General features: G+C 71.3%; 15 protein-coding genes. 6 read left to right on the top strand and 9 right to left on the bottom strand.

The window, feature by feature from the left end; genetic code table 11:
- Positions 1–37: 37 nt before the first annotated feature.
- Both BMW99_RS07500 and BMW99_RS07495 read right to left on the bottom strand, forming a co-directional pair.
- The gene (locus BMW99_RS07500) at positions 38–295 is read right to left on the bottom strand and encodes a WhiB family transcriptional regulator (protein WP_037913060.1); all 258 of its coding nucleotides are present in this window, start codon (positions 293–295) and stop codon (positions 38–40) included.
- Between the two features lie 321 nt (positions 296–616).
- On the bottom strand, positions 617–1,585 hold the full coding sequence (locus BMW99_RS07495) for a diacylglycerol/lipid kinase family protein (protein WP_069465109.1): 969 nt from the start codon (positions 1,583–1,585) through the stop codon (positions 617–619).
- A 48-nt stretch (positions 1,586–1,633) separates the two neighbouring features.
- On the opposite strand from BMW99_RS07495, the gene BMW99_RS07490 reads away from it, so the two are divergent.
- On the top strand, positions 1,634–2,062 hold the full coding sequence (locus BMW99_RS07490) for a hypothetical protein (protein ID WP_069465108.1): 429 nt from the start codon (positions 1,634–1,636) through the stop codon (positions 2,060–2,062).
- Between the two features lie 77 nt (positions 2,063–2,139).
- On the opposite strand, the gene BMW99_RS07485 is transcribed toward BMW99_RS07490, so the two are convergent.
- The 4 genes from BMW99_RS07485 to BMW99_RS07470 all read right to left on the bottom strand — a co-directional run bounded on the left by BMW99_RS07485 (position 2,140) and on the right by BMW99_RS07470 (position 5,201).
- Positions 2,140–3,018, bottom strand: a complete 879-nt coding sequence (locus BMW99_RS07485) for an RNA polymerase sigma factor SigF (RefSeq protein WP_245791282.1) — start codon at positions 3,016–3,018, stop codon at positions 2,140–2,142.
- Positions 3,019–3,190: 172 nt separating this feature from the next.
- Positions 3,191–3,604 carry an ATP-binding protein gene (locus BMW99_RS07480; RefSeq protein WP_069465112.1) on the bottom strand — a complete coding sequence of 138 codons (414 nt, stop codon included), beginning with the start codon at positions 3,602–3,604 and terminating at the stop codon, positions 3,191–3,193.
- Between the two features lie 156 nt (positions 3,605–3,760).
- Positions 3,761–4,291 carry a GNAT family N-acetyltransferase gene (locus BMW99_RS07475; RefSeq protein WP_069465106.1) on the bottom strand — a complete coding sequence of 177 codons (531 nt, stop codon included), beginning with the start codon at positions 4,289–4,291 and terminating at the stop codon, positions 3,761–3,763.
- Between the two features lie 52 nt (positions 4,292–4,343).
- Entirely contained in the window at positions 4,344–5,201 is an 858-nt protein-coding gene (locus BMW99_RS07470; RefSeq protein ID WP_075016545.1) for a 1-aminocyclopropane-1-carboxylate deaminase/D-cysteine desulfhydrase, read from the bottom strand.
- A gap of 231 nt (positions 5,202–5,432) precedes the next feature.
- Between BMW99_RS07470 and BMW99_RS07465 the strand changes: the two genes are divergently transcribed.
- Entirely contained in the window at positions 5,433–6,350 is a 918-nt protein-coding gene (locus tag BMW99_RS07465; protein WP_245791280.1) for a MurR/RpiR family transcriptional regulator, read from the top strand.
- 80 nt (positions 6,351–6,430) lie between these two features.
- Here BMW99_RS07465 and BMW99_RS07460 read toward each other — a convergent pair whose 3' ends face one another.
- Both BMW99_RS07460 and BMW99_RS07455 read right to left on the bottom strand, forming a co-directional pair.
- Positions 6,431–8,437: an N-acetylmuramoyl-L-alanine amidase gene (locus tag BMW99_RS07460; protein ID WP_075016474.1), complete on the bottom strand. Its 2,007-nt coding sequence runs from the start codon at positions 8,435–8,437 to the stop codon at positions 6,431–6,433.
- 365 nt (positions 8,438–8,802) lie between these two features.
- Complete coding sequence (locus BMW99_RS07455; protein ID WP_075016473.1) at positions 8,803–10,020, bottom strand: NAD(P)-dependent malic enzyme; 1,218 nt, start codon at positions 10,018–10,020, stop codon at positions 8,803–8,805.
- Positions 10,021–10,485: 465 nt separating this feature from the next.
- Between BMW99_RS07455 and BMW99_RS07450 the strand changes: the two genes are divergently transcribed.
- The 4 genes from BMW99_RS07450 to BMW99_RS07435 all read left to right on the top strand — a co-directional run bounded on the left by BMW99_RS07450 (position 10,486) and on the right by BMW99_RS07435 (position 14,085).
- Positions 10,486–11,460, top strand: a complete 975-nt coding sequence (locus BMW99_RS07450) for an ABC transporter substrate-binding protein (RefSeq protein ID WP_069465346.1) — start codon at positions 10,486–10,488, stop codon at positions 11,458–11,460.
- Positions 11,461–11,499: 39 nt separating this feature from the next.
- Positions 11,500–12,423, top strand: coding sequence for an amino acid ABC transporter permease (locus BMW99_RS07445; protein WP_069465347.1), 924 nt, complete (start codon positions 11,500–11,502; stop codon positions 12,421–12,423).
- An 18-nt stretch (positions 12,424–12,441) separates the two neighbouring features.
- Complete coding sequence (locus BMW99_RS07440) at positions 12,442–13,194, top strand: amino acid ABC transporter ATP-binding protein (RefSeq protein ID WP_069465348.1); 753 nt, start codon at positions 12,442–12,444, stop codon at positions 13,192–13,194.
- Between the two features lie 249 nt (positions 13,195–13,443).
- Positions 13,444–14,085 carry a CGNR zinc finger domain-containing protein gene (locus BMW99_RS07435; protein ID WP_069465349.1) on the top strand — a complete coding sequence of 214 codons (642 nt, stop codon included), beginning with the start codon at positions 13,444–13,446 and terminating at the stop codon, positions 14,083–14,085.
- On the opposite strand, the gene sodX is transcribed toward BMW99_RS07435, so the two are convergent.
- Complete coding sequence (gene sodX / locus BMW99_RS07430; protein ID WP_075016472.1) at positions 13,980–14,417, bottom strand: nickel-type superoxide dismutase maturation protease; 438 nt, start codon at positions 14,415–14,417, stop codon at positions 13,980–13,982. The two genes, BMW99_RS07435 and sodX, sit on opposite strands and share 106 nt — an antisense overlap.
- Positions 14,418–14,470: the final 53 nt, after the last annotated feature.

Genomic DNA, 14,470 nt, shown 5'->3' with positions numbered 1-14,470 from the left:
GTGCTGCGCGCTGCGGTTCGGGGGGAAGACCAGGGCGTCAGGCGCTGGCGTTGCGGGCCCGGTTGCGAGCGGCACGGCGCTTCATTGCGCGGCGCTCGTCCTCGCTGAGGCCACCCCACACGCCGGCGTCCTGTCCGCTTTCCAGTGCCCACTGGAGGCACTGGTCCATGACGGGGCAGCGGCGGCAGACGGCCTTGGCTTCCTCGATCTGCAGCAGCGCAGGACCGGTGTTGCCGATGGGGAAGAAGAGCTCGGGGTCTTCCTCGCGGCAAACGGCGCGGTGACGCCAGTCCATGGCTGCTCCAACTCCTTGTGTGACAAGCACATTGCTTGTGAATGTGAACGCTTTCACGAATCCCTTCACAGGGAACGGGACGCCCCCCGGCTCTCGCCGGTGCGGTCCCGCGGTGTGAAGTGGAGGATTCGGGCTCTCATTGGGGGCTGCTTCTGAAGCCCGTCCCGATCGCCAGTTAGAGGTTCGCAAACCTCGGCTGGAGATACAACCCCTTCCGGCAACTTTTTTTGGAATCCACGGTGTCGCCTCGGTCACAGCCCTACTTCCAAGGGGTGCGGGCCAGCCTAAACGTTCGAGTAAAAGGACTTTAGGCTCTTCGACTTACACAATCACACGCAGTGCCCGGCGTACGCCTGTGAAGGTCGCACTCGTACGCAGTCCCAGATGGTCACCGTCCACCTGGAAGGGCAGTGGCGCCTGCGATTGCAAGGTGAAGTCGGTCAGATCGTGCAGCGTGACCGTGTGCTTCCCGTGGGGTCCCCGTTCCGGAGTGGAGCGGAGCAGTTGCGCGGCGTAACGCGTTCCTGACACCGCCGACATCTTGGTGACTCCGAGCAGGTCAAGGGCGGTGTCGAAGGACGCCTCGGGGGAGGCGTAGACCGGCCGGTTGCCCAGATAGGTCCAGGGTGAGGTGTTGCAGATTATGGCGGTCATCAGACCGGCCATCGGCTCCTCGTCCGGGCGCTGCAGGGTGATGACGCCGCGCCGCCGGTGGGGGTCGGAGACGAACTGCCGTGCGACCTGGCGCAGGTACAGCGCATGCGTCGAACGTTTGCCCAACTCCCTCTGCTGTTCGACCCGTCCGACCACCCCGGCGTCGAATCCCAGGCCGGCGCAGAAGGTGAACCAGCGCGGCGGCACGCCTTCGTCCTCGGTGCCGGGGGTGCCGCTGGCCAGTCCCAGCCCGACGGTCCGCGAGGACCCCTCGCGCAGCGCGTCCAGCAGCGCGCCGGTCGCCTCCACCGCGTCGTTGGGCAGGCCCAGCGCGCGGGCGAAGACGTTGGTGGACCCGCCGGGGACCACGGCCAGCCGCGGCAGCGCGTCGGGGTCGGGACCGTGGTGCAGCAGCCCGTTGACGATCTCGTTGACGGTGCCGTCGCCGCCGAGCGACACCACCAGCTCGGTCTCGCCGCCCTCGGCTGCCCGGCGGGCCAGGTCCCTCGCGTGCCCGCGGTACTGGGTGGTGGCCACCTCCAGCTTCAGGTCGCTGGCGAGCGCCGTGCTGATCACGTCGCGGACCCGGGCGCTGGTGGTGGTGGCAGCGGGGTTGACCACGAGAAGAGCACGCATGCTCGACAGCGTACCTAGCGAAATTCGGGCCGGGCTACGCTGAACGGTGTGAGCCAGACCCCGAAGAGCCCGTCCTCCGATGTCGCCCCGCCGGCCGAACCCGCCGGCCCGCCGCCGCTGCGGCTGACCCTGGCCGCCGCCGTCGCCGGCGTGCAGGGACTCGCGGTGGCCGCCTGGGGCGTCACGATGTGCTTCACCGGCGGCGGTAAGGCGGTGCTGGCCGGGCTGCTGGTGCTGGTGCTCGCGGCGCTGCCGCTGGGCGCCGCCTACGGCCTGCGCAAGGCGCGCCGCTGGAGCCGCGGCCCCGCCCTGATCATGCAGCTGCTCGCGCTGCCCATCGCGTGGACGATGGTCAAGAGCGACGGCGCGGTGATCGCGGGCGGCGCGGTGCTGGGCGTGCTGGCGATCGCCGGGCTGGTGCTGCTCGTCCACCCGGCGACCACCGACGCGCTCGGCATCCGCCGCACCGCCGCCTGATCACCCGCCGGCCGGCGGTCGCCCGGGCCGGTGTCCCGGCCCGCGGCCTCGACCGGGGCGGCGCGGGCGGCGGCCCGTCACTCCTCGATCAGCAGCTTGTCGCGCAGCTGGGCGAGGGTGCGGGCCAGCAGCCGGGAGACGTGCATCTGGGAGATGCCGACCTCCTGCGCGATCTGCGACTGCGTCATGCCGCCGAAGAAGCGGAGCAGCAGGATCGTCTTCTCGCGCGGCGGCAGCTGCTCCAGCAGCGGCTTGAGCGACTCGCGGTACTCCACGCCCTCCAGCGCCTCGTCCTCGGAGCCGAGGGTGTCGGCGACGGCCGGCGACTCGTCGTCGGTGTCGGGCACGTCCAGGGACAGGGTGCTGTAGGCGTTCGCGGACTCCAGCCCCTCCAGCACCTCCTCCTCGGAGATCTTCAGGTGCTCGGCCAGCTCGTGCACCGTCGGCGCCCGGCCGTGCCGCTGGGACAGCTCGCCGGTGGCGGTGGTGAGCGCGAGCCGCAGCTCCTGGAGGCGCCGCGGCACCCGGACCGCCCAGCCCTTGTCCCTGAAGTGACGCTTGATCTCGCCGACCACCGTCGGGGTGGCGTAGGTGGAGAACTCCACGCCGCGCTCGACGTCGAACCGGTCGACGGACTTGATCAGGCCGATCGTGGCGACCTGGGTGAGGTCGTCCAGCGGCTCCCCGCGGTTGCGGAACCGCCGCGCCAGGTGCTCGACCAGCGGCAGGTGCATCCGCACCAGCTGGTTGCGCAGCTCGGCACGTTCCACCGAGCCTTCCGGCAGTTTGCTCAGCTCGACGAAGAGCGCGCGGGCACCCGACCTGTCGTGCGGGTCGTGGGGTTCGCCCGCCCCGGCCTGACCGGGGCTCTTCACGTGCTCGTGCTGATCCATCGGGCCTGCCTGCTCCGCCGCGTCCGTCACGTCCATCCGGTCTCTACGGGCCTGCTCGCGCATACGCCCCCGAGCGCGTTCGCCCGGATCGGGGTGGGGCAGCGCCGCCTGCCGCGGCCCGGGCCCGGGTTCCGCCGGGTCCGGTTGCTGGGCGGGCACGGAGGCGCGACCGCGCGCCGCGGGAGCCTGGTGCTCCGCGGGCGTTCCGGGGTCTCCTGACCTCACCACGACGGCCTCACGACAGTCCTGGTACGGCGCCGCGCTTCTTGTGCAGGGCGATGCTGACGGTCTTGTCGTCGGCCACGGTGGAGTCCACCTCGCCAGCCAGTGCGGACAGCACCGTCCAGGCGAAGGTGTCCCGCTCCGGTGCGCGGCCGTCAGTGGTCGGCGCCGACACGGTGACCCACAGGGAGTCGCCGACCAGGCGGAACACGCAGCTCAGCACCGATCCGGGCACGGCCTGCTGCAGCAGGATCGCGCACGCCTCGTCGACCGCGATCCGCAGGTCCTCGATCTCGTCGAGGGTGAAGTCCAGCCGTGCCGCGAGTCCGGCCGTGGCCGTACGCAGCACCGACAGATACGCCCCTGCCGCGGGCAGCCGGACCTCGACGAAGTCCTTCGACCCGGGCTCGCCTGCGATCTGGGACACCCACACCTCCAAGGTGGCACACGGTGATTGCTCTGGTTCGCTGTGACGCTATCGTGCCCGGTCCACCGGTGTCGCCCGGTCGGGGCACGTGCGGCATCCGTTTCTGTCACCCATGGTAAGCGCATGGGTACGGACGGTGGGTAGGGATCCCAGGTCTCAATTCGCATGCGAATTCGCCCGGTTGTGCGGACCTGCCCCCGAAGGAGGGGCGGCATGCGCCGCGAGGGCCTCCAGCGCGGGGCCGGTGAGCCGCTGCACGGTCCACTCGTCCTGCGGCCGCGCGCCGATCGCCCGGTACACGGCCAGCGCCTGCTCGTTCCAGTCCAGCACCGACCACTCGAAGCGGGGCCAGCCGCGCTCGACGCAGATCGCCGCGAGTGCGGCGAGCAGCGCCCTGCCGTGCCCGGCCCGGCGGGCCTCGGGCACCACGAACAGGTCCTCCAGGTAGAGGCCGGGCGTGCCGGTCCAGGTGGAGAAGTTGCGGAACCACAGCGCGAAGCCCACCGCCTCGCCGCTCGGCTCGTCCTCCGCGATCAGCACGTACGCCGCCGGGTCCGCGCCGAACAGCGCCTCCGCCAGCTGCTCGCGGGTCGCCTTGGCCTCGTCCAACGCCCGCTCGTACGCGGCGAGTCGGCGGATGAGGTCCTCGATGACCGGGAGGTCGGCGGGTGTCGCGGCGCGGATCATGTACCCCAGGTTACGGGTGCCGGGTGTGACGTGCGTAAAGCTGCCGGTCGGATCAGCCGGTGATCACCGCGGCGATCCGGGTGCCCGGCGCGAACGCGTGCTCGCCGGCCAGTGCCGCCAGACCGTGCAGCATCTTCGCGACGTACACCCGCTCCACCGCCAGGCCGTGCCGGGCGGCGAACGCGTCGGCGAAGGCGTCCAGCTCGGGAGTGGTGCGCGCGTAGCCGCCGTGGTGGAAGCGGTCCTCGATCCGCCAGCGGCCGCGGCGCCCGCCGAACGCGGACTCCTGCAGCCGCGCCACGTCGCCGGTCAGGAAGGCGCCGCCGCGCAGCACCGCGAACCCGATCGCCTCCGCGTCGCCCGGCAGTCCCGCGGCGAGCCCGGCGAGGGTCCCGCCGGTGCCGCAGGCGACGGCCGCCACGTCCGCGGCGCCGGAAAGTTCGCGGCCCAGGTCCGCGCAGCCGCGGGCGGCCGCCGCGTTGGAGCCGCCCTCGGGCAGGACGAACGCCGGCCCGTGCCGGTCGAGCAGCGCGGTCAGCACCTCGGGCTCGGCCTTGCGGCGGTAGGTCGCGCGGTCGACGAACTCCAGGCGCATGCCGTCGGCGGCGGCGCGGGCGAGCGACGGGTTCAGCGGGCGGCCGGCCAGCTCCTCGCCGCGCACGACGCCGACGGTGCGGAAGCCGTACAGCCGCCCGGCCGCGGCCGTGGCCCGCAGGTGGTTGGAGTAGGCGCCGCCGAAGGTGAGCAGCGTGTGGTGGCCGGCCGCGGCCGCCGCGTCCAGGTTGAGCAGCAGCTTGCGGTATTTGTTGCCGATCAGGTCCGGGTGGATGAGGTCGTCCCGCTTGAGCAGCAGCCGCACGCCGTGCCGGGCGAACGCCGGTTCCTCGACCTCGACGAGCGGCGAGGGCAGCCGCGGTGCGGGCGGCGCGCCCGCGGACGGGGTCCCGGGGGCGCCGCCTCCGGGGGGTCCGGGGTGTTGGGGGCGTTCGGGGCGGGGGTCGGCGTCGGCGGGCACGGGTTCATTGTCACCCCGCGCCGTGACAGCGCGGCCGAGGAGCCGGCCGCCCCGGGGACGCGCGCCCGCCACCGGATTTCGTCCCACCCGGTCCCATGAGGGCCCTTCCCGGTGCATCCTTCTCCCGTGCAGGAAAACGTCCCGGGACCCGCGGGGCCCGTACCAGGAATCGCCACTGCGGCCAGTGACGCGGGAGACGCGCTCACCGCCACGGTGCGCGGGCTGCTGCCGTCGCTGACGCCGGCCGCGGCCCGGATCGCCTCGCTGATCGTCGAGGACCCGGCGCAGGTCGCCCGCAGCACGATCTCCGAGCTGAGCGCGCTGGCCGGCACGAGCGAGTCGTCCATCGTGCGCACCGCGCGGGCGCTGGGCTTCGCCGGCTATCCGGAACTGCGCCTGGCGCTGGCCGCGTCGGCGGCCCGGCAGGGTCCGCGCTCCACGCTGTCCGCGGGCATCACGCCGGAGGACTCGGTGGGCGAGGTGATCGCCAAGCTGGTGCACACCGAGTCGCAGGCGGTCCTGGAGACCGCGACGCAGCTCGATCCCGAGCAGCTGGACGGCGCGGTCAAGGCGGTGTGCGGGGGAGGGCAGCTGCACATCGCGGGCGTCGGCGCGTCGGGCCTGGTGGCGCAGGACCTGCAGCAGAAGCTCGCCAGGATCGGGCGGCCGTGCCACGCGCACGGCGACTCGCAGTCGGCGCTGACCAGCGCGGTGCTGCTGGGCGAGGGCGACGTCTTCCTCGCGGTCTCGCACTCGGGGGAGAGCCGTGACGTGCTCGAACCGCTGCGCCGGGCCTCCGCGCAGGGCGCCACGACGGCGGTGATCACCAACCATCCGCTGTCGACGGCCGCCAAGCTCGCCGACTTCGTGCTGGTGTCGGCCGGCCGGGAGACCACGTTCCGGCCCGGTGCGATGGCCAGCCGGATCAGCCAACTGGTCGTGGTGGACTGCCTGTTCGTGTGTGTCGCGCAGCGCACGTTCGACACGTCGAGCCGCGCGCTGCGCATCACCCACCAGGCGCTGGAGAGCGACCGGGCGCATTAGGTCCCGTCGGGGAAGTGCGCCCGGCCGCCCGCCGCGTCAGTGCCGGCGTGTTGCCGGTCGGCTGCCGGACGGCTGCCGAGTCACTGCTGGACGAGGTCCACGTCGTCGGCGTTCACGAACGCCATCCGGTGGTTGTAGACGATCTCGTAGACCTTGGTCTGGCCCACGAAGTCGTGCTGGTCGTACGGCGCGGAGCCGTCGTAGTAGATCGCGAAGTAGGAGTCGGTGTTCACCGCGGGACCCGCGGCCACGTACGACTGCCCGGCCGGGATCGAGTAGAGGCTGCGGGCGACCTGCGCGCGCGGCGTGCCGCCCTCGAAGGCCACGAAGTCCGCGGGGTAGACGGACGCCTCCGGGTAGGCCGTGGTGTACACCGGGACCGAGGTGCGGCCGGCCTTGGGCACGATCCGCATCGCCTTGACCGGTACGGTCACCGGGTGCTGCGGGCTGTCCTGCAGCCACACCTCCTTGCCGGCCCACCAGATCGCGGTCCAGCCGGGCTTGCGGTCGGCCACCACGTACTGCTCGCCGGCCGGCGCCTTGTCGCCCCAGTCGTTCATCGCGTTCGTCCCGGCCGAGCCGTCCTTGTGCAGGTACGGGTCGGAGGCCAGCGGGGCGCTGGTGCTGGGGGCGGTGTACAGCGGCACGAAGCTGGAGGGCGCCGAGGGCGACGTCACCGGGCAGTCGAAGCTGCGGTACGGGTTGGGGAACTGCTTGTAGCCCTGTACGTCGTCGCAGTACGTCGTGGTCTGCAGGTTGGTGCGGAAGCCCGGCTTGATGGCCACGACGTCGCTGCCCTGGGGCGCGGTGGCGTGGATCGGGGCGCCCAGCAGGTCGAAGAAGTGCTCCCAGTCCCAGCCCGGTCCCGGGTCCCAGTGCTGGGTGGCGACGCCGCCCTCGGTGGTGCCGGGGACGTTGTCGTGGCCGAGGATGTGCGCGCGGTCCAGCGGGATGTCGTACGTGGTGGCCAGGTACTTCACCAGCGATGCCGTGGAGCGGTACAGGTTCTCGCTGAACCAGGTGCCGCCGTGGGTGGACCAGGACTCCTGCTCGATGCCGATGGAGTGCTGGTAGAACGACCGGTTGCCGCTGTCCCAGGCGATGTCCTTGGTCGGGATCATCTGGGTGACGTGGCCGTCCTGCGAGCGCACCACGTAGTGGGCGCCGGCGGCGTACGTCGGGTCGTTGAACAGGTCCAGCGTGCCGTCGTACGTCTCGTCGGTGGTGTGCAGGGTGATGTAGCGGATCTGCAGGTCGTGCGGGCGGTCCGCGAGGTCGTGGCTGCCGTAGTCGGCCTTGTCGGCCGGGTCGAGCAGGGTGTAGGCGCCCGGGATGAAGTCGCAGTCCAGGGACTTCGGGCACTCGGGCTTGGTGCTGCTCGCGGGCGGCGTGACGTCCTTCAGGCCCAGCAGCCTGACGTCGTCGCGGTTCGGGTGCAGGCGCGCGGTGGCCGGCAGGGCGATCTGCTGGCCGTCCTGGGTGGTGCGCGAGGCACCGGTGCGCAGGGTGTCCCACACGACGTCGGCGAAGGTCTGCGCGACCTTGTTCTCGGTGGGCTGGCCGTAGCGGGCGGCGGCCGCGTACCAGCCGTCGACGTCCCGGGGCAGCTTGCCGTGGCCGTAGCCGCGGGCGTAGGAGGCCAGCAGCGCGGCGCCGGCCCGGATGTTCTGCGCCTCGTCGGACGTCACGGCGGACACGTCGGCGCCGATCAGCGCGGCGGCGGCCGCCGCGGTGTGCTCGGCCGGGGCCTTGAGCAGGTCGGCGTAGCGCGGCGACTGCGTCGTCAGGCCGTCCGCGTCCAGGTCCTGGGACGTGAGGTCGGTGAGGTTCATCGGGCCGTATCCGGCCTCGGAGTTCTCCTGCCCGGCGTGGGCCTCCCAGCGGGTCTCGTTGTACGACACCGCTTCGAGGACGGCCTGCGGGACGCCGAACTCCGCGGCGGCGGAGGCGAACTCGGCCTGGCGGGTGTGCTGCGGGTCGTCGGCGCGGGCTGTGACGGTGCCGGCCGCGGTCACCGACAGACCGGCCAGCAGGGACAGCGCCGCGGCCATGGTCAGGGTTCTGCGTGGGGTGAACGGACGGTGCATCCGGGCTCCTTGCTTGCCAGTACGTGCGGACCTCGGGGAGGAGGCCGCACAAGTGCTGGCGGCAGCCTGGCGATTGAGGTTGGCACTAAGCAACCTTTCCCGCATAAGTCGTGGAACTTTTTGCCAACCGGAACCCGGAGCGGAGGTGACGGACGGGGAACCAGGAAGCCCCCGCCCACCGGTACGGGGTCCGGTGGGCGGGGGCTTCGTGTCGCCGGGCGGGGGAGCCGGCAGATATGAGAGGGGTGGCGGGGTGCGAGATGTGACACGGTCCGGCCTGTGTCCTGCGTCACACCCCAGAAGACGGTCCGTCAGGCCGGGCCGCCAGACGGGGCCGTCAGCCCGGTCCGTCGGCGGCCCGGCCGTCAGACGCGCGCCACGCCGTCCGCGCGGGCCGCCGCGGCCACCGCGGCGGTCACGGCCGGTGCCACCCGCGGGTCGAACGGGGACGGGATCACGCACTCGGGTGACAGCTCGTCGGCCACGACCGCGGCCAGCGCCTCGGCGGCGGCCAGCTTCATGCCCTCGGTGATGGCCGAGGCCCGCACCTGGAGCGCGCCGGCGAAGATGCCGGGGAACGCCAGCACGTTGTTGATCTGGTTGGGGAAGTCGCTGCGGCCGGTGGCGACGACCGCCGCGTACTTGTGCGCCACGTCCGGGTGGACCTCGGGGGTGGGGTTGGCCATCGCGAAGACGAACGCGCCCTCGGCCATCGCCGCCACCGCGTGCTCGGCCACCGTGCCGCCGGAGACGCCGATGAAGACGTCCGCGCCGGCCAGCGCCTCCTCCAGCGAGCCGGTCAGGCCCGCGGAGTTGGTGTAGGACGCCAGGTGGCGCTTGACCGGGTTGAGGTCCTCGCGGCCGGCGTGCACCACGCCCCTGCGGTCGGTGACCGCGACGTCCCCGATGCCGGCCTCGACGAGGATCTTGGCGATCGCCACGCCCGCCGCGCCCGCACCGGAGATGACCGCCCGCAGCGCGCCGAGCGTACGGCCGGTCAGCGTGCAGGCGTTGCGCAGCGCGGCCAGCGTCACGACCGCGGTGCCGTGCTGGTCGTCGTGGAACACCGGGATGTCCAGCCGCTCCTTGAGGCGTTCCTCGATCTCGAAGCAGCGCGGCGCGGAGATGTCCTCCAGGTTCACTCCACCGAAGGACGGCGCGAGGCGGACGACGGTTTCCACGATCTCGTCCACGTCGGTGCAGGCGAGTGCGAGGGGCACCGCGTCGACCCCGCCGAACTGCTTGAACAGGATCGCCTTGCCCTCCATGACCGGCAGCGACGCCTCGGGGCCGATGTCGCCCAGGCCGAGCACCGCCGTGCCGTCCGTGACCACCGCGACCACCTGCGACTTCCAGGTGTACTCGTGCACGAGTTCGGGCTTGTTGGCGATCGCCGTGCAGACGTCGGCGACCCCGGGCGTGTACGCGAGCGACAGGTCCGCGGCGTCGAGCAGCGGCACGGTCGCGGCGACCTCCAGCTTTCCGCCGCGGTGCAGGGCGAAGACCGGATCGATGTCGAGGGCGAGCGCGCCGGCGGGCGGCTGGTCGGTGTCGGTCCGGGGATTGACGATCTCCGCTGCCACTTTTTGACCCCTTTGTCGGAATTGATGAGGGAGAATACTCCTCGCGCTGGGCGGAGGAGGTGGGCTCGGCGTCCGTGCCGCCAGGGAACGAGTGACCGTGGCGGAAGCCGGCAGCCAGGCGCGCCGCACGCACGCCGTGGGCCCCGGATGAGGGGTGAAGGACCCGTTCTACCGGAAACGTCGTTTCCGGGACGAGTGGAATCTGATCCGCATGTGATCGGCAGGAGAGCCGCATGTGATCGGCGCGGCCCCATCGCGGTCCGGCCCTGGTGTACCGGCCCGATGGGTGCCCGGGGATCGCCCGTTATCCGATTTTGACACAACCAGAACCCTGACTGGGACTGTCCGGATGGCAAGATGCACAGATCACACAGGGTGGCGGTGCCCGAAGAAGCGCGCCGTGGCCCCCACACACGGCCCCACCCTCATTCCGCAGCTCCGCATATCCAGCAGGAGGACACCGCGATGACCGCACGTACCACCCGGCGTATCCCCGCCCTCTCCCGTCTCTCCGCGGTCGCCGCCCTCGCCGTCGCCGGCGCCCTGGTGGTCACCGGATGCGGCGACCAGACGAAGAAGGACAACAGCGCCAACTCGGGCGGCTCGACGCCGAGTGCCTCCGGCTCCGCCTCGTCCTCCACCGCGCCGCTCTTCGCCAAGCTGCCGAAGAAGTACCAGGACGCCGGTGTCATCAAGGTCGGCACCGACGCCTCGTACGCGCCGATGGAGCAGACCCAGAACGGCCAGATCGTCGGCATCGACCCGGACATCGCCCAGGCGCTGTCCAAGCAGCTCGGCGTGAAGTTCGAGTTCACCAACGGTCAGTTCGACGGCCTGATCACCTCGCTGTACACCGGTCGCGAGGACGCCGTCATGTCGGCCATGAGCGACACCAAGGCCCGCCAGCAGGGCCTGGACGACAAGGGCAAGAAGGTCGGCAAGGGCGTCGACTTCGTCGACTACTACATGTCCGGTTCCTCACTGCTGGTCAAGAAGGGCAACCCCAAGGGCGTCAAGGCCCTGGCGGACCTCTGCGGCCAGAGCGTCGCCGTGCAGCGCGGCACGATCTACGAGGACGCCTTCAAGAAGCAGAAGACGGCCTGCGGTTCCAAGGGCCTGACCATCCAGGCGTTCGACACCGACTCCGAGGCCCAGACCCGCGTCAAGGCCGGCGGCGCGGTCGCCGACCTCAACGACACGCCGGTCGCCGCGTACATCGCGCAGAAGTCCGGCAACGGCAACGACTTCGAGGTCGCCGGCGACCCGGCCGACGCCGGACCGTTCGGCATCGCCACCGACAAGGGCAACGCCCAGCTGCGCGACGCGCTGAAGGCGGCCATGGACGCGATCATCGCGGACGGGTCGTACGCGCAGGTGCTGCAGAAGTGGAACGCTTCCAGCGGTGCGATCAAGGCGGCCGCCGTCAACGGCGGATCCTGACCGGACGGCAGTGGTGAGGGGCAGTACGCCGTGACTGAAGTGACCGACACGTTCGACAAGGGACCCGCCGTGGCCGGGTCCCCCTACGAGCCGATCCGGGCCATCCCGGTACGCCACTACGGCCGCTGGATCAGCGCGGTCGTGGTGGTGGCCCTGCTGGCCTGGCTCGTGTACGCCTTCTCCCAGGGCAACATCCTGTGGGGCACGGTCTGGGACAAGCTGTTCGACCGCACCGTGCTGCAGGGCCTGTGGCGCACCGTCCTGATCTCGGTGTGCGCGATGGCCGTCGGCCTGGTCCTCGGCCTGCTCTTCGCGGTGATGCGGCTGTCGAAGAACCCGGTGACCGGCGCGGTGGCCTGGCTCTACATCTGGTTCTTCCGCGGCACCCCGGTGTACGTGCAGCTGCTGATGTGGTTCAACCTCGCGTTGATCTTCCCGGTCATCAACCTGATGCCGCTGTACAAGAACGACACCGTCGCGGTGATGACCCCGTTCGTGGCGGCCCTGCTGGGCCTGGGCCTCAACGAGGGCGCCTACATGGCGGAGATCGTCCGGGCCGGCATCCAGTCGGTGGACGAGGGCCAGACCGAGGCCGCGCACGCGCTCGGCATGACCGGCACGCGGACCATGCGCCGGATCGTGCTGCCGCAGGCGATGCGGGTGATCATCCCGCCCACCGGCAACGAGTTCATCAACATGCTGAAGACCTCGTCGCTGGTGTCCGCGGTGCAGTACACCGAGCTGCTGCGGTCGACCTCGAACATCGGCAGCGACAGCACCGCGATCATGGAGCTCTACTTCGTCGCCTGCTTCTGGTACCTGGTGCTGACCAGCGTGTTCAGCGTCGGGCAGTTCTACGTCGAGCGCCGGTACGCCCGCGGTTCGCTGCGGACGCTGCCGCTCACCCCGTGGCAGAAGGTCCGGGCGAACCTGACCACCCTGCGCCGACCGAAGGTGGCCTGAGCGATGAGTGTCCAGCCGATGGTGAAGGCGGAAGCCGTCCACAAGTCCTTCGGGGCCGCGCACATCCTCAAGGGCGTGGACCTGGAGGTGGCGCCGCGCGAGGTGTTCTGCCTGATCGGCCCGTCCGGGTCGGGCAAGTCCACCTTCCTGCGGTGCATCAACCACCTGGAGCAGATCAACGCCGGCCGGCTGTCGGTCGACGGCCACCTGGTCGGCTACCGGGAGCACGACGGGAAGCTGTACGAGCTGAAGGACCGCGAGGTCGCGGCCAAGCGCCGCGACATCGGGATGGTCTTCCAGCGCTTCAACCTGTTCCCGCACATGACGGCGCTCGAGAACGTCATGGAGGGGCCGGTCCAGGTCAAGCGGGAGGCCAAGGCCGTCGCCCGCGAGCGGGCGAAGGCGCTGCTGGACCGGGTGGGCCTGGCCGACAAGGCCGGGAACTACCCGACGCAGCTGTCCGGCGGGCAGCAGCAGCGGGTGGCCATCGCGCGTGCACTGGCCATGGAACCGAAGCTGATGCTCTTCGACGAGCCCACGTCCGCGCTCGACCCCGAGCTGGTCGGCGACGTGCTGGACGTGATGCGCGGCCTCGCCGAGGACGGCATGACGATGATCGTCGTCACGCACGAGATGGGCTTCGCGCGCGAGGTGGGCGACGCGCTGGTCTTCATGGACGACGGTGTCGTCGTGGAGTCCGGGCACCCGCGGGACGTGCTGTCCCGTCCGCAGCACGAGCGCACGAAGTCCTTCCTATCAAAGGTACTGTGACAGTCCGTCAGGCGACAAGGGGGTGCGGGCCCTGGGCCCGCACCCCTCCTGCGTCGCGGGAGGCGTCGGCCGCGCGGACGGGGGCAGGCGGACGGCGTGGGCCGGATGCGCGGCACCGGGCGTGCGCTCTCCGCGCCCTTGCTCAATGTAATACCCTTGAGGGAAGTTCGGCCATTACGTCAGCCTGGGCGGTCGTCCCGCCCGGACCGGGTGACGCCGGCCACCACCGCTTGTCGTGAGGACGCAGAGTTGGAACTGGCCTATTACGCGGACTACGCCGTGCGGCTCGTCAACAGCGAGGAGCCCGAACGCGGCACCGACGCGCTGACCTCCCTGGAGGCCGCGCGCGAGCTGTTCGGCGCCAGCACGCACCTGGCGTCCCGGGCGGTCGAGGCCGACGTGGCCCGGTTGCGTGCCGTGCGCGTCCGGCTGCGCGGCGTCTTCGAGGCCGCGGACGAGGGCGACGAGGTCCGCTCGGTCGACCTGCTCAACGCGCTGATGCTGGAGTTCCCGGTCAGCCCGCAGATCTCCGGCCACGAGAACCTGGACGACGCCACCGGCCGCCCCGACTGGCACATGCACCTGGCCGACCACGCGGCCAGCGCCGGCGCGGCCTACTCGGCCGTCGCCTGCATGGGCCTGGCGTTCCAGCTGACCACGCTGGGCGTGGACCGGCTGGGCATCTGCGAGGCGGCCCCCTGCCGCAACGCCTACGTCGACACGTCGACGAACCGCTCCCGCCGCTACTGCTCGGACCGGTGTGCCACCCGCGCGAACGTGGCGGCCTACCGGGCCCGCAAACGCCTGGAGAACGAGCGGTCGGCCCTCAGCGGCCGCACGCAGGAGGCCGCCCAGGACGCCAGCGAGGCCACCCCGGTCAGCGAGCGCTGAACCTTCTGCGGCGGCCGGAAGCGGCCGCGTGCCCGCGCCAGGACCAGCTCGTCCGGCACGGTGCCGAACTCCCGGCTGTCGTTCTCCACGAACCGGTTGTCGCCCATCACCCACCAGCCGCCGTCACGCCGCTCCACGGCGCGCTTGACGATCAGCAGATCCTGCTGCAGCGGGTGCCGCAGCACCACCACGTCCCCCTCACGGACCAGCGCGGCACCACTGCTGACCTTCTGGATCAGCAGCCAGTCCCCGTGCAGCAGCGTGGGTGCCATCGACGGACCGGTGACCTCGACTACTTGGTACGACAGCCTGCCGGCCCCCTGCTCCCGCATGCTCCGCCTCCTGGTTCGTTCCTCCACCGCCCCCAGGGTGACACCAGACTTTT

Source organism: Actinacidiphila rubida (assembly GCF_900110255.1).
Lineage (GTDB): Bacteria > Actinomycetota > Actinomycetes > Streptomycetales > Streptomycetaceae > Actinacidiphila > Actinacidiphila rubida.
Note: the sequence above shows the minus strand (reverse complement) of the source record. Positions and strands in the feature narration are given on the sequence as shown.

Coding starts and splice junctions, on each gene's coding strand:
- BMW99_RS07450 (WP_069465346.1), top strand. CDS start 10,486: ATGACCGCACGTACCACCCGGCGTATCCCCGCCCTCTCCCGTCTCTCC.
- BMW99_RS07485 (WP_245791282.1), bottom strand. CDS start 3,018: ATGCGCGAGCAGGCCCGTAGAGACCGGATGGACGTGACGGACGCGGCG.
- sodX (WP_075016472.1), bottom strand. CDS start 14,417: ATGCGGGAGCAGGGGGCCGGCAGGCTGTCGTACCAAGTAGTCGAGGTC.
- BMW99_RS07460 (WP_075016474.1), bottom strand. CDS start 8,437: ATGCACCGTCCGTTCACCCCACGCAGAACCCTGACCATGGCCGCGGCG.
- BMW99_RS07500 (WP_037913060.1), bottom strand. CDS start 295: ATGGACTGGCGTCACCGCGCCGTTTGCCGCGAGGAAGACCCCGAGCTC.
- BMW99_RS07440 (WP_069465348.1), top strand. CDS start 12,442: ATGGTGAAGGCGGAAGCCGTCCACAAGTCCTTCGGGGCCGCGCACATC.
- BMW99_RS07495 (WP_069465109.1), bottom strand. CDS start 1,585: ATGCGTGCTCTTCTCGTGGTCAACCCCGCTGCCACCACCACCAGCGCC.
- BMW99_RS07475 (WP_069465106.1), bottom strand. CDS start 4,291: ATGATCCGCGCCGCGACACCCGCCGACCTCCCGGTCATCGAGGACCTC.